This window comes from Micromonospora sp. NBC_01405 (genome assembly GCF_045040155.1).
GTDB lineage: Bacteria > Actinomycetota > Actinomycetes > Mycobacteriales > Micromonosporaceae > Micromonospora.
This window is the reverse complement of record NZ_CP109532.1, coordinates 3,617,485-3,635,192: the sequence shown is the minus strand read 5'-3', so window position 1 is coordinate 3,635,192 and position 17,708 is coordinate 3,617,485. Positions and strand designations below refer to the sequence as shown.

The 17,708-nt window shown below is 69.4% G+C and carries 29 protein-coding genes and 1 pseudogene; 1 reads left to right on the top strand and 29 read right to left on the bottom strand.

Translation table 11 applies throughout. From position 1 onward, the window contains the following. Positions 1-26 precede the first annotated feature (26 nt). Positions 27-632, bottom strand: a complete 606-nt coding sequence (locus OG559_RS15685) for a class I SAM-dependent methyltransferase (protein ID WP_405116691.1) — start codon at positions 630-632, stop codon at positions 27-29. Between the two features lie 121 nt (positions 633-753). Between OG559_RS15685 and OG559_RS15680 the strand changes: the two genes are divergently transcribed. Continuing rightward, entirely contained in the window at positions 754-1,788 is a 1,035-nt protein-coding gene (locus tag OG559_RS15680; protein WP_405116279.1) for a hypothetical protein, read from the top strand. Positions 1,789-1,813: 25 nt separating this feature from the next. Here OG559_RS15680 and truA read toward each other — a convergent pair whose 3' ends face one another. The 28 genes and pseudogenes from truA to rpsS form a co-directional block, all read right to left on the bottom strand. Beyond that, positions 1,814-2,644, bottom strand: coding sequence for a tRNA pseudouridine(38-40) synthase TruA (gene truA, locus OG559_RS15675; protein ID WP_405116686.1), 831 nt, complete (start codon positions 2,642-2,644; stop codon positions 1,814-1,816). A 68-nt stretch (positions 2,645-2,712) separates the two neighbouring features. Further along, a complete protein-coding gene (gene rplQ, locus OG559_RS15670) occupies positions 2,713-3,270 on the bottom strand; it encodes a 50S ribosomal protein L17 (protein WP_387015046.1) in 558 nt (185 codons plus the stop codon). Between the two features lie 34 nt (positions 3,271-3,304). Then, positions 3,305-4,327: a DNA-directed RNA polymerase subunit alpha gene (locus tag OG559_RS15665; RefSeq protein WP_161685869.1), complete on the bottom strand. Its 1,023-nt coding sequence runs from the start codon at positions 4,325-4,327 to the stop codon at positions 3,305-3,307. Between the two features lie 98 nt (positions 4,328-4,425). After that, positions 4,426-5,052, bottom strand: a complete 627-nt coding sequence (rpsD, locus tag OG559_RS15660) for a 30S ribosomal protein S4 (protein ID WP_350881949.1) — start codon at positions 5,050-5,052, stop codon at positions 4,426-4,428. A 13-nt stretch (positions 5,053-5,065) separates the two neighbouring features. Beyond that, the gene (rpsK, locus tag OG559_RS15655) at positions 5,066-5,473 is read right to left on the bottom strand and encodes a 30S ribosomal protein S11 (protein ID WP_161685873.1); all 408 of its coding nucleotides are present in this window, start codon (positions 5,471-5,473) and stop codon (positions 5,066-5,068) included. Between the two features lie 18 nt (positions 5,474-5,491). Next, positions 5,492-5,872: a 30S ribosomal protein S13 gene (gene rpsM, locus OG559_RS15650; protein WP_089012515.1), complete on the bottom strand. Its 381-nt coding sequence runs from the start codon at positions 5,870-5,872 to the stop codon at positions 5,492-5,494. 257 nt (positions 5,873-6,129) lie between these two features. Beyond that, positions 6,130-6,243 (bottom strand): 50S ribosomal protein L36, encoded by a 114-nt coding sequence (rpmJ, locus tag OG559_RS15645; RefSeq protein WP_043965539.1) that lies wholly within the window; start codon positions 6,241-6,243, stop codon positions 6,130-6,132. A 95-nt stretch (positions 6,244-6,338) separates the two neighbouring features. Beyond that, complete coding sequence (gene infA / locus OG559_RS15640) at positions 6,339-6,560, bottom strand: translation initiation factor IF-1 (RefSeq protein ID WP_007073013.1); 222 nt, start codon at positions 6,558-6,560, stop codon at positions 6,339-6,341. Between the two features lie 354 nt (positions 6,561-6,914). Then, positions 6,915-7,478: pseudogene (locus OG559_RS15635) on the bottom strand (DUF1707 domain-containing protein); the annotation flags it as partial. 193 nt (positions 7,479-7,671) lie between these two features. Continuing rightward, positions 7,672-8,523 (bottom strand): type I methionyl aminopeptidase, encoded by an 852-nt coding sequence (gene map / locus OG559_RS15630; RefSeq protein ID WP_405116276.1) that lies wholly within the window; start codon positions 8,521-8,523, stop codon positions 7,672-7,674. Positions 8,524-8,613: 90 nt separating this feature from the next. Further along, on the bottom strand, positions 8,614-9,267 hold the full coding sequence (locus OG559_RS15625) for an adenylate kinase (RefSeq protein ID WP_405116274.1): 654 nt from the start codon (positions 9,265-9,267) through the stop codon (positions 8,614-8,616). Further along, positions 9,268-10,596 (bottom strand): preprotein translocase subunit SecY, encoded by a 1,329-nt coding sequence (gene secY, locus OG559_RS15620; RefSeq protein ID WP_396670335.1) that lies wholly within the window; start codon positions 10,594-10,596, stop codon positions 9,268-9,270. It lies immediately after the preceding gene. 236 nt (positions 10,597-10,832) lie between these two features. Next, positions 10,833-11,276 (bottom strand): 50S ribosomal protein L15, encoded by a 444-nt coding sequence (rplO, locus tag OG559_RS15615; protein WP_350881959.1) that lies wholly within the window; start codon positions 11,274-11,276, stop codon positions 10,833-10,835. Continuing rightward, positions 11,276-11,458 carry a 50S ribosomal protein L30 gene (rpmD, locus tag OG559_RS15610; RefSeq protein ID WP_161685884.1) on the bottom strand — a complete coding sequence of 61 codons (183 nt, stop codon included), beginning with the start codon at positions 11,456-11,458 and terminating at the stop codon, positions 11,276-11,278. Before rpmD ends, rplO begins: the two co-directional genes overlap by 1 nt. Then, positions 11,458-12,072: a 30S ribosomal protein S5 gene (rpsE, locus tag OG559_RS15605; RefSeq protein ID WP_161685886.1), complete on the bottom strand. Its 615-nt coding sequence runs from the start codon at positions 12,070-12,072 to the stop codon at positions 11,458-11,460. The genes rpmD and rpsE overlap by 1 nt, the downstream gene beginning before the upstream one ends. A gap of 33 nt (positions 12,073-12,105) precedes the next feature. Next, positions 12,106-12,495: a 50S ribosomal protein L18 gene (gene rplR, locus OG559_RS15600; protein WP_161685888.1), complete on the bottom strand. Its 390-nt coding sequence runs from the start codon at positions 12,493-12,495 to the stop codon at positions 12,106-12,108. Next, positions 12,492-13,034, bottom strand: a complete 543-nt coding sequence (rplF, locus tag OG559_RS15595; protein ID WP_405116271.1) for a 50S ribosomal protein L6 — start codon at positions 13,032-13,034, stop codon at positions 12,492-12,494. The genes rplR and rplF overlap by 4 nt, the downstream gene beginning before the upstream one ends. A gap of 16 nt (positions 13,035-13,050) precedes the next feature. Next, complete coding sequence (gene rpsH / locus OG559_RS15590; RefSeq protein ID WP_272613586.1) at positions 13,051-13,458, bottom strand: 30S ribosomal protein S8; 408 nt, start codon at positions 13,456-13,458, stop codon at positions 13,051-13,053. 117 nt (positions 13,459-13,575) lie between these two features. Further along, positions 13,576-13,761: a type Z 30S ribosomal protein S14 gene (locus OG559_RS15585; RefSeq protein ID WP_161685895.1), complete on the bottom strand. Its 186-nt coding sequence runs from the start codon at positions 13,759-13,761 to the stop codon at positions 13,576-13,578. A gap of 1 nt (position 13,762) precedes the next feature. Then, the gene (rplE, locus tag OG559_RS15580) at positions 13,763-14,332 is read right to left on the bottom strand and encodes a 50S ribosomal protein L5 (protein WP_350881964.1); all 570 of its coding nucleotides are present in this window, start codon (positions 14,330-14,332) and stop codon (positions 13,763-13,765) included. Then, positions 14,332-14,652 carry a 50S ribosomal protein L24 gene (rplX, locus tag OG559_RS15575; protein WP_161685897.1) on the bottom strand — a complete coding sequence of 107 codons (321 nt, stop codon included), beginning with the start codon at positions 14,650-14,652 and terminating at the stop codon, positions 14,332-14,334. Before rplX ends, rplE begins: the two co-directional genes overlap by 1 nt. Continuing rightward, on the bottom strand, positions 14,649-15,017 hold the full coding sequence (rplN, locus tag OG559_RS15570; RefSeq protein WP_023358185.1) for a 50S ribosomal protein L14: 369 nt from the start codon (positions 15,015-15,017) through the stop codon (positions 14,649-14,651). Before rplN ends, rplX begins: the two co-directional genes overlap by 4 nt. A 97-nt stretch (positions 15,018-15,114) precedes the next feature. After that, positions 15,115-15,393 (bottom strand): 30S ribosomal protein S17, encoded by a 279-nt coding sequence (rpsQ, locus tag OG559_RS15565; protein WP_350881967.1) that lies wholly within the window; start codon positions 15,391-15,393, stop codon positions 15,115-15,117. Beyond that, the gene (gene rpmC / locus OG559_RS15560; protein WP_396670337.1) at positions 15,390-15,626 is read right to left on the bottom strand and encodes a 50S ribosomal protein L29; all 237 of its coding nucleotides are present in this window, start codon (positions 15,624-15,626) and stop codon (positions 15,390-15,392) included. The genes rpsQ and rpmC overlap by 4 nt, the downstream gene beginning before the upstream one ends. Further along, positions 15,626-16,051 carry a 50S ribosomal protein L16 gene (gene rplP / locus OG559_RS15555; protein ID WP_229400536.1) on the bottom strand — a complete coding sequence of 142 codons (426 nt, stop codon included), beginning with the start codon at positions 16,049-16,051 and terminating at the stop codon, positions 15,626-15,628. Before rplP ends, rpmC begins: the two co-directional genes overlap by 1 nt. A 3-nt stretch (positions 16,052-16,054) precedes the next feature. After that, on the bottom strand, positions 16,055-16,921 hold the full coding sequence (gene rpsC / locus OG559_RS15550; RefSeq protein WP_161685905.1) for a 30S ribosomal protein S3: 867 nt from the start codon (positions 16,919-16,921) through the stop codon (positions 16,055-16,057). Further along, entirely contained in the window at positions 16,921-17,379 is a 459-nt protein-coding gene (rplV, locus tag OG559_RS15545; RefSeq protein ID WP_161685907.1) for a 50S ribosomal protein L22, read from the bottom strand. The genes rpsC and rplV overlap by 1 nt, the downstream gene beginning before the upstream one ends. Positions 17,380-17,419: 40 nt before the next feature. Beyond that, a complete protein-coding gene (gene rpsS, locus OG559_RS15540) occupies positions 17,420-17,701 on the bottom strand; it encodes a 30S ribosomal protein S19 (RefSeq protein ID WP_007073032.1) in 282 nt (93 codons plus the stop codon). Positions 17,702-17,708: the final 7 nt, after the last annotated feature.

Sequence of the window (17,708 nt, the reverse complement as noted above, 5' to 3'; positions counted from 1 at the left end):
GAGCGGGTGGGCCGGGCGACACTCGATTACCGGGTGACCCGCAGCACCCGGAAGCCTTTCTGGCTGGCGTGCCGCCGCACCTGCCAGCCCTGGTCGACCAGCCAGCGGTGCAGGGAGTCGCCGCCGAGGTGGCGGGCGACCACCAGCCAGGCCACGCCGTCCGGGGCGAGCCGGGGCAGCCAGCGCAGCAGCAGCTCGTGCAGACCCTCCTTGCCGATCCGGATGGGCGGGTTGGACCAGATCTGGGCGAAGGCCAACTCGGCCGGCACGTCGTCCGGGGCGACGACCCGGACCCGGTCCGCGGCGCCGACCCGCTCGGCGTTGGCGGTGGTGAGCTCCCGGGCTCGTTCGTTGACGTCGACCGCCCAGACGGTGGCCGCCGGCGCGCTGTCGGCCAGCACACAGGTGATCGGGCCGAAGCCGCAGCCGAGGTCGAGCAGCGGGCCGGCGACGTCCGGCGACGGCAGGTCCGCCTTGCGCAGCAGCACCGCCGTGCCCGGGTCGAGGCGGGCGGCGGAGAAGACCCCACCGGCCGACGTCAGGGTGTAGTCGCGCCCGACGGCGGTGAACTCGACCTCCCGGGGGCGGGCGTCGGTTCCGGGTTCAGCGCTGAAGTAGTGGTCGCCGGTCACGTCCGGCATTCTCGCACCGCCGGGTGGACCGCCGGTGGCGCGGTGGGCGGTGGCGACGACCCGGCATCGCGATATCCCGTTATTACCCCCTAAAGGGACAATAAGCCCTACTCTGGGCGGCATGGTGTACCGGTACGAATCCGATGAGGACGCATTCGAGGGACGCCCTCGGCCCGGCTCGGAACTGTCGACGATCGGCGACGCCGGCCCCGCCCATGCCGGCCCTTCCCCGTCCCGCTTCCCGACGCCGTCCCTGCCCCGGACCGCCCGGGTCGCGCCGCCCACCCCGCCGGGCCCGGTCCCGCCCCGCGGCGCACCCCCGTTCCCCCCGCCGGCCACCCGGGCTCCCGCCACCACCCAGCCGCTGAACCTGCCCCGGAACCGGCGGGCCCCGGAACCCGGCCGAAGTGGCGGCCGACTCTGGCAGGTGCTGATCGGCGGCGCGGCGGTCCTGGTGCTCCTCGCCCTCTGCGGGCTGGCCGGCGCCGCCCTGTTGCCCGACGGGATCTCGCGACCGAAGGCCACCCCGAGCCTGCCGGCCGCCGCCCCGTCGCCGTCACGCACCGAACGGCAGGACATCGACTCCCGGGACACCGACCCGGCGCCGCTGACCGCCAAGGAGGTCTTCGCCGGCCGGAAGCTGACCATCGGCGACGGCGAGGAGCCCTACGCGGTGCTCAAGACCCAGTCAAGCGCCAACTGCCCGACCGCCGCCACCGACGAGGTGGCCGACCTGCTCGTCCGGCTCGGATGCAACCAGGTGATCCGGGCCACCCTGCGTTCCCCCGACGAGGAGTACCTGCTCACCGCAGGGCTGTTCAACCTGACCGACCTGGCCACCGCCCAGCGCGTCCGGGACCGCCTGCGGGAGCTGCTCGACGGGCGGGAGGGCCGGTTCCGCGGCATGCCGGCCGGCGACGACACCGAGGCGCTCACCGAGGCGCCCTCCCGGGTCGGCTGGCAGGTACGCGGCCACTACCTCGCGTACTGCCTGGTGGTCCGGGCCGACGGCAAGCCCGTGAAGGCCGGCGACCCGAAGGTCCGCGAGGTCCTGTACGACCTGATCGAGCTGCACCTGGACAAGAAGGTGCTGGAGCGCCGCGCGACCGGCGGCTCGACCGGCCAGGCCACAACCGCCCCCGGCGGAACCAACTGACCGGCCGCCCGGGAACCCGCGGCCCTCAGGCCCGCGTGGGGACGCGAAGCTGGCGGGTGAGGTCGGAGCGGCGGGCGTACTCGGCCGGGTCGTCGGGGTAGCCGACGGCGACCAGGGTCAACCCGTGCGCCGGGGCCACCGTCACCTCGCTGGACCGGTCCCGCCGGGTCAGCAGGCCGCCCGGCCAGTCGACCGGGCGCCGGCCGTCCCCGGCGACCAGCATCGCCCCGACCAGGCTGCGGACCATCGCCTGGCAGAACGCGTCGGCCTGGACGGTGGCGACCAGGATGCCGTCCGGGTCGCGCCGCCAGTCCAGCCGGGTCACCTCCCGCAGCGTGGTGGCGTTCTCCTTGCGCCGGCAGTACGCGGCGAAGTCGTGCTCCCCCACCAGGCCCGCCGCTGCGGCGTTGAGCAGGCCCGGGTCGAGCGACCGCGGCCAGGCCAGCACCTCGTGCCGGCGCAGCGGCTCGGCCCCGAACGGCGCGTCGGTCACCCGGTACTCGTAGCGGCGGAAGGTCGCCGAGAACCGGGCGTCGAAGTCGGCCGGCACCTCGGTCATCGCCCGCACCCGCACATCGGTGGGGAGCAGCCGGGCCAGCCGGCGCAGCAACGAGCCCTCCCACTCGCGCCACGCGGCGGCGGGCAGATCGAGGTGGCACACCTGGCCGGCGGCGTGCACCCCGGCGTCCGTCCGCCCGGCCACGGTCAGCCCGGTCGCCACGCCCGCCCCGAGGAGCAGGTCCAGGGTCTGCACGAGTACGCCGGCCACCGTCCGCCGGGTCGGCTGGGCCGCCCAGCCGGAGAAGTCCGTGCCGTCGTACGAGACGTCCAGCCGCAGCCGGGTCCGCTCGTCCACCTCGCGTACCTCCTCATGGGTCGGGCCCGGCATCCCCGTGGGGGTGCCGGGCCCGAAGGTGCCGTTGGTCAGGCCTTGTTCTCGGTGGCCTCGTCGCTGTCCTCGCGGGCGGCGTCGGTGTCACCGGACGCCGACACCGGCGCCTCGGCGTCCTGGTCGCCGGACTTCGCCTGCGGGGTCTCCTCCGCGGGGGCGAGCGCCTCGACCTTGTCCTGCTGTGCGGCCTTGCGAGCGGCGGTCTTCTTGTTCGCCTTGGGCTCGGCGACCTGAAGCTCCTCGACCAGCTCGATGACCGCCATCGGAGCGTTGTCACCCTTGCGCGGGCCAGTCTTCACGATCCGGGTGTAGCCACCGTTGCGGTTGGCGTACCGGGGCGCGATCTGGTCGAACAGGGAGTAGACCACGTCCTTGTCCTTGACGACGCCCAGCACCCGCCGCCGCGCGGCGAGGTCGCCCCGCTTGGCCTTGGTGATGAGCTGCTCGGCCAGCGGACGCAGCCGCCGGGCCTTCGTCTCAGTGGTCTTGATCTTGCCGTGCTGGAACAGCGCGGTGGCCAGGTTGGCCAGCATCAGCCGCTCGTGCGCGGGGCTGCCGCCGAGGCGGGGGCCCTTGGTGGGCGTGGGCATGCTTGGTGCTCCTCAGGTGTGGCGGCAGCGGGGACTAGAGCTGCTCGGTCTCGCGGTAGTCGTCGGTGTCGTAGTCGGCCTCACCGAAGGCGTCCACGACGTTCGCCGGGTCGAAGTTCGGGGCCGAGTCCTTCAGCCCCAGACCCATCCCGGCCAGCTTCATCTTGACCTCGTCGATCGACTTCTGGCCGAAGTTGCGGATGTCGAGGAGGTCTGCCTCGGTGCGCCCGATGAGCTCACCGACGGAGTTGATGCCCTCGCGCTTGAGGCAGTTGTAGGAGCGGACGGTGAGGTCCAGCTCCTCGATCGGCAGGGCCAGGTCCGCCGCCAGCTGCGCGTCCTGCGGGGACGGCCCGATGTCGATGCCCTCGGCGGTCTCGTCCAGCTCCCGGGCCAGCCCGAAGAGCTCCACCAGCGTCGAACCGGCGGAGGCCAGCGCGGTACGCGGGCCCATCGACGGCTTGGTCTCGACGTCGATGATCAGCCGGTCGAAGTCGGTCCGCTGCTCGACCCGGGTTGCCTCGACGCGGTACGTCACCTTCAGCACCGGCGAGTAGATCGAGTCGACCGGGATGCGGCCGATCTCGGCGCCGGACTGCTTGTTCTGCGCCGCGGTCACGTAGCCGCGACCCCGCTCGACGGTCAGCTCCATGTCGAGCCGGCCCTTGCCGTTGAGGGTGGCGAGCTTCAGGTCCGGGTTGTGCACCGAGACGCCGGCCGGGGGCTGGATGTCGCCCGCCGTCACGTCGCCCGGGCCCTGCTTGCGCAGGTACATGCTGACCGGCTCGTCGTGCTCGGAGCTGACGCACAGCTCCTTGATGTTCATGACGAGTTCGACCACGTCCTCCTTGACGCCGGGGATCGTGGTGAACTCGTGCAGCACGCCGTCGATCTTGATGGAGGTGATCGCCGCACCCGGGATGGACGACAGCAGCGTGCGCCGCAGCGAGTTGCCCAGGGTGTAGCCGAAGCCCGGCTCCAGCGGCTCGATGGTGAACCGGGACCGGGTCTCGTTGATCGACTCTTCGGAAAGAGACGGTCGCTGGCTGATGAGCATGTCTTCTCTTCTCTTCCGGGACGCCCGCTATTTGACGTCCGCGACACAAACTGTTCCGGTGGTCCGCCCCGCAGGGCGGACCACCGCAACGAGCCCGACTACTTGGAGTAGAGCTCGACGATCAGCTGCTCCTGGACCTGGGTGTCGATCACCTGGCGGGCCGGGAGCGAGTGCACGAGAACCTTCATCTGGCTCGGGATGGCCTCCAGCCACGCCGGGACCGTCTTCGAGCCGGCCTGAGCCTGCGCCACGATGAACGGGGTGAGCTCCTTGCTCTTGGCCCGAACCTCGATGATGTCGTGCTCCTTCACCCGGAACGACGGGATGTCGACCTTCTTGCCGTTCACCGTGAAGTGGCCGTGCTTGACCAGCTGACGGGCCATGTCACGCGAGTGCGCGAAACCGGCCCGGTAAACGACGTTGTCCAGCCGCGACTCGAGGATCTGCAGGAGGACCTCACCGGTCTTGGCCTGCTTGCCCACGGCCTCCTCGTAGTAACCGCGGAACTGCTTCTCCAGCACGCCGTAGACGCGGCGGGCCTTCTGCTTCTCGCGGAGCTGGAGCAGGTACTCCGTCTCCTTGGTGCGGCCGCGGCCGTGCTGCCCGGGCGGGAACGGCCGGGACTCGAACGGGCACTTCGGGCCATCGCACTTGCTGCCCTTGAGGAACAGCTTCATCTTCTCCCGCCGGCAACGGCGGCAGTCAGCACCGGTGTAACGAGCCATCTCTCTCTACCTCTCAGACCCGGCGACGCTTCGGCTGACGGCATCCGTTGTGCGGCTGCGGGGTGACGTCGGCGATCTGCCCGACCTCCAGCCCGACGGCCTGCAGCGAACGGATCGCGGTCTCCCGGCCGGAGCCGGGGCCCTTGACGAACACGTCGACCTTGCGCATGCCGTGCTCCATCGCCCGACGCGCGGCGGCCTCGGCGGCCAGCTGTGCGGCGAACGGGGTCGACTTGCGCGAGCCCTTGAAACCGACCTGGCCGGCGGAGGCCCAGGAGATGACCGCACCGGTCGGGTCCGTGATGGACACGATGGTGTTGTTGAAGGTGCTCTTGATGTGCGCCTGCCCGTGGGCGACGTTCTTGCGTTCCTTGCGCCGGACCTTCTTGACAGCGGCTCCGGCACGAGCCTTCGGTGGCATAAGTCTGTGCGCTCCTAGTTACTTCTTGCCGGGCTTCTTCTTGCCGGCGACGGTCCGCTTCGGGCCCTTGCGGGTCCGCGCATTGGTCTTGGTCCGCTGGCCACGCACGGGCAGACCCCGGCGGTGCCGGATGCCGGCGTAGCAGCCGATCTCGACCTTGCGGCGGATGTCAGCGGCGACCTCGCGGCGCAGGTCGCCTTCAACCTTGTAGTTGCCCTCGATGTGGTTCCGGAGCTGGACCAGCTCCTCGTCCGTGAGGTCCCGAGCGCGCTTGTCCGGCGAGATGCCGGTGGCGGCGAGCGTCTCCAGGGCGCGGGTACGACCCACGCCGAAGATGTAGGTGAGCGCGATCTCCATCCGCTTTTCGCGGGGAAGATCCACGCCGGCTAGACGTGCCATGTGCGGGCGTACTCCTTGTGGTGTTCTGCGGAGGTCTGCACCCGCCCCACCCCGCTCCGGTCGGCCCGGCGCCGTGGCGCCGGAGGATCGACCGCTGCCCGAGCGGGCCCCGGCCTCCGACCGGGGGTCAACCACGCAGGGGTACGCGCTACGCGTACCGCTCGTGGCTGGGACGAGCTGATGATGTGTTGGCTGGACCTGCGGCCCGGACCGGTTCGACTGGCCGTGATCAGTAGATCACGGTCGATCGGACTGGTTCAGCCCTGGCGCTGCTTGTGGCGCGGGTCGCTACAGATGACCATGACCCGGCCGTGCCGACGGATCACCCGGCACTTGTTGCAGATCCTCTTGACGCTCGGCTTGACCTTCACGGTTGCCTTACTTCCCATCTGGCCCGGAGACGCGACACGCGCGACGCCGGACGTCGAAGACGGACACGGGGACTACCCGGCCGCCGTCAGGTCGCTTACTTGTAGCGGTAGACGATGCGCCCGCGGGTCAGGTCGTACGGCGAGAGTTCGACGACGACCCGGTCCTCCGGCAGGATACGGATGTAGTGCTGCCGCATCTTGCCGCTGATGTGAGCCAACACCTTGTGACCGTTCGCGAGTTCCACCCGGAACATGGCGTTCGGCAGAGGCTCGATGACCCGCCCCTCGATCTCGATGGCTCCGTCTTTTTTCGGCATGTACTTCCGCTGTCCTGACGTCGGTTGCTCCGGACGGCCCACAACGTCTTACACGGGCCCCGGAACGCTGTTACGGGACCCGCGCCAGCCGCGGCTCCGACTCCCACCGAAGCGCAGGATGGGCATGCCGGAGTGGACGCTGTGCGCCGATCAGAAAGTCTACGCCGCTTGCGGGCCGCCGCCAAACCGGGCGGGAATCGGTGTATCGGACCGGACAGACCAGGCCATTCAGACCTCGGCATCGGCCTCGCCCCGCCGGCGTTTCCGCTCGTCGGCCGGCAGCTCCCCCGTCGGCCCCCGAGGATCCTCCCCGTCCGGCAGGGCCAGGTCCGGGCGCTGCCGCTCTTCGGCGGCCGGCAGCGCCCGCCGCTCAGGCTCCCCGGCGGCGGCAGCCAACTTCCGCGCCCGCTTGCGCACCCGCTTCGCGAGCCGGTGTTCACGCCGCCGCTCCTGCTCCGCCGCCCACCGCCGCGGCTCCCCGGAGGTGAGACCGGCGGCCGTGCGCACCAGGAGCACCGCCCCCCACGGCCCGGCCACCCAGGCGGGCCAGAAGTAGAGCAGGTCGGTGCCGAGGAGCGAGGTCACCGCCCAGACGGTCACCACGATCGCGACCACCCGCAGGTACGGAAGCCAGACCTCGGCCAGCCACCGGACGGTCACCGACGACCGGGCGCGTTCCACCGCCGGCGGGACCGCGTCCGGCACCGTTGCGAGTTCCGACGCTGCCGGGGCGGCCGGCACCGGCAGGTCGGTCACCAGCGCGTCCAGTTCGCCGTACGTGCGCGAGGCGTACGCCCGCTGCAACCGCTCGTCGTACTCGTGCAGGTCGAGCCGGCCCTCGTCGACGGCCACCCGCAGTTGGTCCGCCACTACCTGCCGGTCCGCGTCGGCGGCCCGCATCCCGTCGCGTCCCTCCATGCCAGCAAGCATGCCACCGTCCGGCCACCACCGGCTCCTCGTGTCGGCTGGAGCCGGGCCGGCACCGCGTGCCGGTGTTCCGGCACCTCGCGGGACCTCAAGAGGCCGCAGCGCGGGCCTCAGGCGGGGCGGTGGGAGCCGCAGCGGGCCGGGGGCCCGGCCGCGCAGACGCCATCGGGACACGGCGGAGGGCTCAGCGGGTCGGTGAGTCCGCGGGCTGGCGGGAGGTGACCAGGTCGCCGAGGCGCCCCCGGCCCCCGTCGAACGCGGTGAGCACCCACACCCCGTCGGGCAGCAGCGCCATCGTGTGCTCGACGTGCACCGCCATCGAGCCGTCCCGGGTGACGACCGTCCAGCCGTCGGCCAGCTCGGCCGTGCGCGGCGAGCCTTTGGTGATCATCGGCTCGATGGCCAGCGCCATACCCGGCACCAGCCGGGGGCCCTTGCCGGGCCGGCCGTGGTTGAGCACGTGCGGGTCCTGGTGCATCTCGGTGCCGATGCCGTGCCCGCCGTACCCGTCGACGATGCCGTACCGGCCGCCCTTGCGGACCGCGCACTCCACCGCGTGCGAGATGTCGGTCAGGCGGCCCTTGCCGCTGGCCGCCCCCCGCGCCGCCGCGGCGATCCCGGCCCACATCGAGTCCTCGGCCACCGCGGCCATCTTCAGCAGTGCCGGGTCGACCTCCCCCACGCCGGCGGTGATCGCCGCGTCGCCGTGCCAGCCGTTCAGCACCGCGCCGCAGTCGATCGAGATCAGGTCGCCGTCCCGGAGCACCTGGGTGGGCGACGGAATGGCGTGCACCACCTGCTCGTTGACCGACGAGCAGATCGATGCGGGGAAGCCGTGGTAGCCCTTGAACGAGGGAACCGCGCCGGCCTCCCGGATCGTCGACTCGGCGATCGCGTCCAGGTCGGCGGTACTGACCCCGGGAGCGACCGCCTCTCGCATCCGACGCAGCGCCTCGGCGACCACCAGCCCGGCGGCGCGCATCATCTCGATCTGGTCGGGGGTCTTCAGCTGGATATCCAGCTGTGGACGACGCATGGAGCCGTTACCTTTCGTCGCGCGGATCAGCGGGGCACGTCGACACGTACCCCGCTGTTCGCACTCTATCCGCCGGAGCCCCGGCGGTCGTCAGCCGCCGTATGAGCGGAGGGCGTCGATGGCGCGGACGGTGACGTCCTCCACCGGGCCGGTGGCGTCGATGCCCACCAGCTTGCCCTGGGCGCCGTAGTAGTCCACCAGCGGCGCGGTCTTCTCGGCGTACTCCCGCAGCCGGGCGGCGATGGTCTCCGGCTTGTCGTCGTCGCGCTGGAACAGCTCCGCGCCGCAGCGGTCGCAGATGTCGTCCCGGGTCGTCGCGTCGAACTCGACGTGCCAGATCTTCCCGCAGCCCCGGCAGGTACGCCGGCCGGAGAGCCGCCGGATCACCTCGTCGTCGTCGACGACCAACTCCAGCACCAGGTCCAGCGCGGTGCCGAGGTCGGCGAGCAGCTTATCCAGCGCGGCGGCCTGCGGCGTGGTGCGCGGGAAGCCGTCGAGCAGGAAGCCCTCGCTGGCGTCCGGCTCGGCGAGCCGGTCCCGGACCATGTTGATGGTCACCTCGTCCGGGACCAGCTTGCCGGCGTCCATGTACCGCTTGGCCTCGACGCCCAGGGGCGTGCCCTGGGAGACGTTCGCCCGGAAGATGTCACCGGTCGAGATCTTGGGCACCGAGAGGTGAGCGGCGATGAACTCCGCCTGTGTGCCCTTGCCCGCGCCCGGCGGGCCAACCAGAACGAGTCGCATCTACCGCAGGAACCCTTCGTAGTTCCGCTGCATGAGTTGGCTCTCGATCTGCTTCACGGTCTCCAGACCGACGCCGACCATGATGAGCACAGCGGTGCCGCCGAACGGGAAGTTCTGGAACTGCTGGTTGTTCAGCCAGATGAAGAAGAAGTTCGGCAGGACCGCGACGATACCCAGGTAGAGCGCGCCCGGCAGGGTGATCCGGCTGAGGATGAAGTCGAGGTAGTCGGCGGTCGGCTTGCCGGGGCGGATGCCCGGCACGAAGCCGCCGTACTTCTTCATGTTGTCCGCGACCTCGGTCGGGTTGAACGTGATCGAGACGTAGAAGTACGTGAAGAAGATGATCAGCATGAAGTAGATCACGATGTGCGCCGGGCTCGACGGGTTGACCACGTTGTTCTGGATCCAGGCCTGGGTCTTGCCCGGGTTGTTCGGGTCGAAGAACTGGAGCGCCAGCTGCGGCAGGTAGAGCAGCGACGAGGCGAAGATGACCGGGATGACACCCGCCTGGTTGACCTTCAGCGGGATGTAGGTCGAGGTGCCGCCGTACATCCGCCGGCCGATCATCCGCTTGGCGTACTGCACCGGGATCCGGCGCTGTGCCTGCTCGATGAAGGTGACGGCGGTGATGACCACCAGGACCAGCGCGAGCACCAGGAAGAACTTGCCCCAGCCCTGCTGAGTCTTGATCTTCCAACCCTCGGCGGGAAGACGCGCCGCGATCGAGGTGAAGATCAGCACCGACATGCCGTTGCCGACGCCCCGGTCGGTGATCAGCTCGCCGAGCCACATCACCATGCCCGTGCCGGCGGTCATCGTCATGACCAGGATGGTCAGCGTCAGCCAGTTCGGGATGCCGGTGCCCTCGGGGACGATCGGGAACTGGTCGCACTTGTTCTGGAAGAGCTGCCCGGAGCGGGCCAGCGCCACGAACGCCGACGACTGGAGGATGCCCAGGCCGAGGGTGAGGTAGCGGGTGTACTGGGTGATCTTCGCCTGGCCGGCCTGACCCTCCTTGCGGAGCTGCTCCAACCGCGGGATGACCACGGTGAGCAGCTGCAGGATGATCGACGCTGTGATGTAGGGCATGATCCCCAGCGCGAAGACCGAGAGCTGAAGCAGCGCCCCGCCGGAGAAGAGGTCGAGCAGGTTCAGCACCCCGGTGGTGTCCCCCTGGATGCTGTCGAGACACTTCTGCACGTTGCCGTACGAGACCCCCGGGCTGGGCAGAGTTGCGCCGAGCCGGTAGACCGCAATGATGCCTACCGTAAACAGCAGCTTCTTGCGCAGGTCAGGCGTACGGAACGCACTGAGAAAGGCGGACAGCAACTTTCTTCCTCCTGCGCGAGGCGGGCCGCCGGTGGTGGTCCCTGGCGGGTCGGGGTGGGTGCCGGGCGAGCGCCCGATATCCATAGCTGGGATGGGACTCTAACAGCCCGATCCCGGTCCGGGCAGGTGTGCCCGGCTACATAAACCGAATCCGATATTACCCGGTGCACACGTTCGGGGTAGACCGTGGCGCCCGCCCAGTCACAGACAACTGAGCGGGCGCCACGGGTTCTGCCCTACAGCTCGGTGACGGAGCCACCGGCGGCGGTGATCTTCTCCTTGGCCGACGCGCTGAACGCGTGCGCCGACACCTGGATGGACACGCCGCTCAGGTCGCCGGTGCCGAGGACCTTGACCGGCTGGCCCTTGCGGACCGCGCCGGCCTCGACCAGCTCCAGCGGGCCGACCTGGCCGCCGTTCGGGAACAGCTCGGCGAGCCTGTCCAGGTTGACCACCTGGAAGACCACCTTGAACTTGTTCTTGAAGCCCTTCATCTTCGGCAGGCGCATGTGGATGGGCATCTGCCCACCCTCGAACGCCGCCGAGATGTTCTTGCGGGCCTTGGAGCCCTTGGTACCGCGACCGGCGGTCTTGCCCTTGGAGCCCTCACCGCGACCCACGCGGGTCTTCGCGGTCTTGGCCCCGGGCGCCGGGCGCAGGTGGTGGACCTTGATCGTCATTACTCGACCTCCTCGACCTTCACGAGGTGGTTGACCGCGAAGATCATGCCCCGGATCTCCGGCCGGTCCTCCTTGACCACCACGTCGTTGATCCGCTTGAGACCGAGCGAACGCAGCGACTCGCGCTGGTTGTGCTTGGTCCCGATCACGGACCGGAGCTGGGTGACCTTCAGGCGAGCCATCAGGATGCCACCCCCGCCCGCGACGCCAGCATGGCGGCCGGCGCGACGTCCTCGACCGGCAGGCCACGACGGGCCGCGACGGCCTCCGGGGACTCGAGCCCCTTCAGCGCCGCCACCGTGGCGTGCACGATGTTGATCGGGTTCGACGACCCGAGGCTCTTGGAGAGCACGTCGTGGATGCCGGCGCACTCCAGCACGGCACGCACCGGGCCACCGGCGATGACGCCCGTACCGGCCGAGGCCGGCTTGAGCAGCACCACGCCGGCGGCGGCCTCACCCGTGATCGGGTGCGGGATCGACTTGCCGATCCGCGGCACCTTGAAGAAGTGCTTCTTGGCCTCCTCGACGCCCTTGGCGATCGCCGCGGGCACCTCCTTGGCCTTTCCGTACCCCACGCCGACGGTGCCGTCGCCGTCGCCCACGATCACCAGGGCGGTGAAGCTGAAGCGACGACCACCCTTCACGACCTTGGCGACGCGGTTGATCGCGACGACCCGCTCGAGGTGCGGGGTCTTCTCGACGGGCGCGTTTCCGCGGCCGCCCTCACGGCGGTTGTCGCGGCGACCACCCTCGTTGCCACCGGACCCGCCGCCACGGCGCTGTTGACCTGGCATCAGCAGCCTTCCTTCTCTCTCGTGACGGGGTTTCTAGAACTCGAGCCCGGCTTCGCGGGCGGCGTCGGCAAGCGCGGCGACACGCCCCGCGTACCGGTTGCCACCGCGGTCGAAGACGACCTTCGAGATGCCGGCAGCCTTGGCCCGCTCGGCGAGCAGAGTGCCGACCTTGCCGGCCAGGGCGCTCTTGTCGCCCTCGGTGCCGCGCAGCGAGGCGTCCAGGGTCGAGGCCGACGCCAGGGTGTGACCCTTGGTGTCGTCCACGATCTGGGCCACGACGTGGCGCAGCGACCGGGTGACGACCAGACGGGGGCGCTCGGTGGTGCCGCTGACGTTCTTGCGGACCCGGAAGTGTCGACGCGCACGGCCGACGGCGCGCTTGGCGGCAACGCCGCGGCGGCGCTTGAGCAGCGTGGCGCTCACTTCTTACCTGCCTTTCCAGCCTTGCGGCGGATGACCTCGCCCTGGTACTTCACGCCCTTGCCCTTGTAGGGCTCCGGCGGGCGGATCTTCCGGATGTTGGCGGCTACCTCGCCGACCTGCTGCTTGTCGATGCCGGCCACGTGGAACACCGTCGGCTTCTCCACCGTGAAGGTGATGCCGTTCGGCGCGGGGACCAACACCGCGTGCGAGAACCCGAGCGCGAACTCCAGGTCCTTGCCCTTGGCAGTGACCCGGTAACCGGTGCCGGCGATCTCCAGGCTCTTGCGGTGGCCCTCGGTAACGCCGACGATCATGTTGGCGACCAGCGTACGGCTCAGGCCGTGCAGCTCCTTGGCCTTGCGCTCGTCGTTGGGCCGGTTGACCTGCAACTGGCCGTCCTCGGCGCGCTCCGCCGTGATGGGCTCGGCGAGCGTGTGCGACAGCTCGCCCTTCGGGCCCTTGACCTTGACGGTCTGGCCGTCGATCGTGATGTCGACGCCGGCAGGCACCGGGATCGACTTACGTCCAATACGCGACATTTCTACCTGTCTCCCGTTACCAGACGAAGGCGAGGACTTCCCCGCCAACGCTCCGCTTGCGGGCCTGCCGGTCGGTGAGCAGCCCCTGGGACGTCGAAATGATCGCCACGCCCAGCCCGCCGAGCACCCGCGGGAGCCCGTCCGACTTGGCGTACACCCGGAGACCGGGCTTGGACACGCGCTTGATGCCGGCCAGGCTCCGCTCGCGGCTCTGGCCGTACTTCAGCTCGACGACCAGTCGCTTGCCGACGGCGCCCTCCTCGGGCTCCTCGACCGACCAGGTTGCGATGTAACCCTCGGCCTTCAGGACCTCGGCGATGTTCGCCTTGATCTTGGAGTAGGGCATCTTCACCTGATCGTGGTACGCCTGGTTGGCGTTACGCAGACGCGTGAGCATGTCTGCGATCGGGTCGGTCATCGTCATGGATTTCGTCAGCCTTTCTCGCCGGGGTTCCCGGGGCGGTGAGCCCCGGGCCTACGGCGAAGAGCAATACATGATCGGTGCAAGGGGCCCCGGCCGGCAGCCGGGGCGCGGTCGCCCTTACCAGGAAGCCTTGGACACGCCCGGCAGCTCACCGCGGTGGGCCATCTCCCGGATGCAGATCCGGCAGAGCCCGAACTTGCGGTAGACCGCCTTGGGACGCCCACACCGCTGGCAGCGGGTGTACGCGCGAACCGAGAACTTCGGCTTCGCGGCCGCCTTGAGGATCAGCGCCTTCTTGGCCATCTCAGTTCTCCTTGAACGGGAAGCCCAGGAGCTTGAGCAGCGCCCGGCCCTCGTCGTCGGTCGTGGCGGTCGTGACCACCGTGATGTCCATGCCCCGCTGGCGATCGATCTTGTCCTGGTCGATCTCGTGGAACACCGACTGCTCGGTCAGACCGAACGTGTAGTTGCCGTGCCCGTCGAGCTTGCGCCCGTCCAGACCGCGGAAGTCGCGGATACGAGGCAGCGCGATGGACAGCAGGCGGTCCAGGAACTCCCACATCCGGTCGCCGCGCAGGGTGACCTTCGCGCCGATCGGCATGCCCTCGCGGAGCTTGAACTGCGCGATGGACTTGGTCGCCCGCCGCACCTGCGGCTTCTGGCCGGTGATGGTGGCCAGGTCCCGGACGGCGCCATCGATCAGCTTGGCGTCCCGGGCGGCCTCGCCGACACCCATGTTGACGACGATCTTGACCAGCCGCGGCACCTGCATGGGGTTGCCGAAGCTGTGCTGCTCCTGCAGCTTGGCCACGATCTCGTTGCGGTACCGCTCCTTGAGGCGCGGCATGGTCTTGGCTTCGGTAGCCGTGGTCATCACAGGTCCTTACCGGTGCTACGCGCGATGCGGACCTTCTGGCCGTTGTCGTCGAAGCGGTACCCGACGCGGGTCGGGTTCCCCTCGGAATCCAGGACCTGCACGTTGGAGACGTGGATCGGGGCTTCCTGGGTGACGATGCCACCGGTCTTGGCGCCACGCTGGGTGGTGCTGATACGGGTGTGCTTCTTGACCCGGTTCACGCCCTCGACCAGGATCTTGTCCTGCCGCGGGTAGGACGCGATGACCTTGCCCTTGGCACCCTTGTCCTTGCCGGCGATGACGACGACCGTGTCGCCCTTCTTGACCTTCACGGTCACAACACCTCCGGCGCGAGGGAAATAATCTTCATGAACCGCTTGTCCCGCAGCTCCCGGCCCACCGGGCCGAAGATACGGGTGCCGCGCGGGTCCCCACCGTCCTTGATGATGACGGCGGCGTTCTCGTCGAAGCGAATGTACGAGCCGTCCGGCCGCCGCCGCTCCTTGGCGGTGCGGACGATGACGGCCTTGACGACGTCGCCCTTCTTCACACCGGCACCCGGGATCGCGTCCTTGACCGTGGCCACGATGACGTCGCCGATGCTCGCGTAGCGCCGACCGGAGCCCCCGAGAACCCGGATGCACAGGATCTCCCGGGCACCCGTGTTGTCGGCGACGCGCAGTCGCGACTCCTGCTGAATCACGTCTATCTCCTATGTCTGCCGGTTCTCCGGCCGCCTGCCGCGGCCGGAGCCTGGCGGAACCCGCGCCCGACTGAAGCCGGGCGAGATCGAGCCTTCGCTACTTGGCCTTTTCCTGGATCTCCACGATCCGCCAACGCTTCGTGGCGGACAGCGGCCGGGTCTCCATGATCAGAACCCGATCGCCGATGCCGGCGGCGTTCTGCTCGTCGTGCACCTTCAGCTTGCTGGTACGGCGCATGATCTTGCCGTACAGCGCGTGCCTGACCCGGTCCTCGACCTCGACCACGACGGTCTTGTCCATCTTGTCGCTGACCACGAGGCCCTCACGCACCTTGCGGCGGGCCCGCGCTTCGGCGGTGTTGGTGTTCTCGCTCATGATGCAGTCACCTCAGTCGGCGCGGCGGAGAGACCCAACTCGCGCTCACGCATGATCGTGTAGATCCGGGCGATCTCCCGACGGATGACCTGCAACCGCCGGTTGTTGTCCAGCTGCCCGGTTGCGCCCTGCACGCGGAGGTTGAACAGCTCCGCCTTGGCCTCGCGCAGCTTCGCGACCAGCTCCTCGTCGGAGTGCTCACGCAGCTCGGAGGCCTTAACGCCCGCTGCCATCAGGATTCACCCACTTCGCGCGTAACAATGCGGCACTTCATCGGGAGCTTGTGGATCGCGCGACGCATCGCTTCTCGCGCGATCTGCTCGTTGGGGAAGGACATCTCGAAGAGGATCCGCCCCGGCTTGACGTTGGCGACCCACCACTCGGGCGAGCCCTTACCGGAACCCATCCGGGTCTCGGCCGGCTTCTTGGTCAGGGCCTGGTCCGGGAAGATCGAGATCCAGACCTTACCGCCACGCTTGATGTGGCGGGTCATCGCGATACGCGCCGACTCGATCTGCCGGTTGGTCACGTACGCCGGCTCGAGAGCCTGGATCCCGAACTCGCCGAACACCACGCGGTTGCCACCCTTGGACGCGCCACTGCGGTCCGGGTGGTGCGGCTTGCGGAAGCCCTTCGGGGGCTTGCGCGGCATCAGCATCTGTCAGCCCTCCTGCTGCGTTTCTGCCGGAGTCGAAGCGACCGAGGCGACAGCAGCGCTGTCGATCGGCTCGCCGCTCGGCGTCTCAGCCTGCTGCGCGATGGTGGTCGCAGCAGCCCGGCCGGCCTCGGTGCCACCGGCGGTCGTGCCGGACGAACCGGACCGACCACGGCGCGGACGCTCGGGGCGGTCGGCACGCTCACGACGCGGGCGCGACGGCGCCTCGGCCGGGGTCTCCCGACCCGGCACCGCGTCACCCTTGTAGATCCAGACCTTCACGCCGATGCGGCCGAAGGTGGTACGGGCCTCGAAGAAGCCGTACTCGATGTTGGCCCGCAGCGTGTGCAGCGGGACGCGACCCTCGCGGTAGAACTCGGTCCGGCTCATCTCGGCGCCGCCGAGGCGACCCGAGACCTGGACCCGGATGCCCTTGCATACCGGGTTCTTCATCGCCGACTGCATCGCCTTGCGCATCGCCCGACGGAAGCTGACCCGGCTGGAGAGCTGCTCGGCGACGCCCTGGGCGACCAGCTGCGCGTCCGACTCGGGGTTCTTCACCTCGATGATGTTCAGCTGTACCTGCTTGCCGGTGAGCTTCTCCAGCTCGCCGCGGATCCGGTCGGCCTCCGCACCCTTCCGGCCGATGACGATGCCCGGCCGGGCGGTGTGGATGTCGACGCGGACCCGGTCCCGGGTGCGCTCGATGTCGACCTTGGAAATGCCGGCGCGCTCGAGGCCCTTGGACATCATCCGGCGAATCTTGACATCTTCGCCGATGTAGTCCTTGTAGAGCTTGTCCGCGAACCAGCGGGACTTCCAGTCGGTCGAGATGCCGAGCCGGAACCCAGTGGGGTGAACCTTCTGACCCATTACTCGGCGCCCTCCGTCTTGCTCTCCGTCTCAGCGGCCTCGGCCTGCTTCGCCGGGGCGACCTTCTTCGCCGCGGACTTCTTCGGCGCAGCCGGCGCGACCGCCTCGACCGCCACAGTGATGTGGCAGGTCCGCTTGCGGATCCGGTACGCCCGGCCCTGCGCGCGCGGCCGGAACCGCTTCATCGTCGGGCCCTCGTCGACGAACGCCTCGCTGACGAGCAGCGCATCGGGGTCCAGCCGCTCGTTGTTCTCCGCGTTCGCGATCGCGCTCGCGAGCACCTTGTACACCTGCTCGCTCGCAGCCTGCGGCGCGAACTGCAGCACCGTAAGCGCCTCCTTCGCGGGCAGGCCGCGGACGAGGTTGACCACCCGGCGCGCCTTCATCGGCGAGATGCGCACGTGCCGCGCAATCGCCCGCGCGCCCGGAAGCACCGGAGCGTCGCCCTTTCCTGGCATCGCTGTAACCCCTTGTTCCTCTATCCGTATGCCCGCGGCGTCAGCGCCGGCGGCTCTTCCGGTCGTCCTTCTCGTGACCCTTGAACGTGCGGGTCAGCGCGAACTCGCCGAGCTTGTGCCCGACCATCGCCTCGGTAACGAACACCGGGACGTGCTTGCGTCCGTCATGCACGGCGATCGTGTGGCCGAGCATCTCGGGGATGATCGTCGAGCGCCGCGACCAGGTCTTGATGACGTTCTTCGAGCCCTTGTCGTTCTGCGTCTCCACCTTCTTGAGCAGGTGGTCGTCGACGAACGGGCCCTTCTTCAGGCTGCGAGGCATGTCTTAT

Bases quoted from the DNA above. Each gene is read 5' to 3' on its own strand.
- OG559_RS15680 (WP_405116279.1), top strand. From the start codon at position 754: ATGGTGTACCGGTACGAATCCGATGAGGACGCATTCGAGGGACGCCCT.
- rplQ (WP_387015046.1), bottom strand. From the start codon at position 3,270: ATGCCCACGCCCACCAAGGGCCCCCGCCTCGGCGGCAGCCCCGCGCAC.
- OG559_RS15665 (WP_161685869.1), bottom strand. From the start codon at position 4,327: ATGCTCATCAGCCAGCGACCGTCTCTTTCCGAAGAGTCGATCAACGAG.
- rpsD (WP_350881949.1), bottom strand. From the start codon at position 5,052: ATGGCTCGTTACACCGGTGCTGACTGCCGCCGTTGCCGGCGGGAGAAG.
- rpsK (WP_161685873.1), bottom strand. From the start codon at position 5,473: ATGCCACCGAAGGCTCGTGCCGGAGCCGCTGTCAAGAAGGTCCGGCGC.
- rpsM (WP_089012515.1), bottom strand. From the start codon at position 5,872: ATGGCACGTCTAGCCGGCGTGGATCTTCCCCGCGAAAAGCGGATGGAG.
- infA (WP_007073013.1), bottom strand. From the start codon at position 6,560: ATGCCGAAAAAAGACGGAGCCATCGAGATCGAGGGGCGGGTCATCGAG.
- map (WP_405116276.1), bottom strand. From the start codon at position 8,523: ATGCGTCGTCCACAGCTGGATATCCAGCTGAAGACCCCCGACCAGATC.
- OG559_RS15625 (WP_405116274.1), bottom strand. From the start codon at position 9,267: ATGCGACTCGTTCTGGTTGGCCCGCCGGGCGCGGGCAAGGGCACACAG.
- rplO (WP_350881959.1), bottom strand. From the start codon at position 11,276: ATGACGATCAAGGTCCACCACCTGCGCCCGGCGCCCGGGGCCAAGACC.
- rpmD (WP_161685884.1), bottom strand. From the start codon at position 11,458: ATGGCTCGCCTGAAGGTCACCCAGCTCCGGTCCGTGATCGGGACCAAG.
- rpsE (WP_161685886.1), bottom strand. From the start codon at position 12,072: ATGCCAGGTCAACAGCGCCGTGGCGGCGGGTCCGGTGGCAACGAGGGT.
- rplF (WP_405116271.1), bottom strand. From the start codon at position 13,034: ATGTCGCGTATTGGACGTAAGTCGATCCCGGTGCCTGCCGGCGTCGAC.
- rpsH (WP_272613586.1), bottom strand. From the start codon at position 13,458: ATGACGATGACCGACCCGATCGCAGACATGCTCACGCGTCTGCGTAAC.
- OG559_RS15585 (WP_161685895.1), bottom strand. From the start codon at position 13,761: ATGGCCAAGAAGGCGCTGATCCTCAAGGCGGCCGCGAAGCCGAAGTTC.
- rplE (WP_350881964.1), bottom strand. From the start codon at position 14,332: ATGACCACGGCTACCGAAGCCAAGACCATGCCGCGCCTCAAGGAGCGG.
- rpsQ (WP_350881967.1), bottom strand. From the start codon at position 15,393: ATGAGCGAGAACACCAACACCGCCGAAGCGCGGGCCCGCCGCAAGGTG.
- rpmC (WP_396670337.1), bottom strand. From the start codon at position 15,626: ATGGCAGCGGGCGTTAAGGCCTCCGAGCTGCGTGAGCACTCCGACGAG.
- rplP (WP_229400536.1), bottom strand. From the start codon at position 16,051: ATGCTGATGCCGCGCAAGCCCCCGAAGGGCTTCCGCAAGCCGCACCAC.
- rpsC (WP_161685905.1), bottom strand. From the start codon at position 16,921: ATGGGTCAGAAGGTTCACCCCACTGGGTTCCGGCTCGGCATCTCGACC.
- rplV (WP_161685907.1), bottom strand. From the start codon at position 17,379: ATGCCAGGAAAGGGCGACGCTCCGGTGCTTCCGGGCGCGCGGGCGATT.
- rpsS (WP_007073032.1), bottom strand. From the start codon at position 17,701: ATGCCTCGCAGCCTGAAGAAGGGCCCGTTCGTCGACGACCACCTGCTC.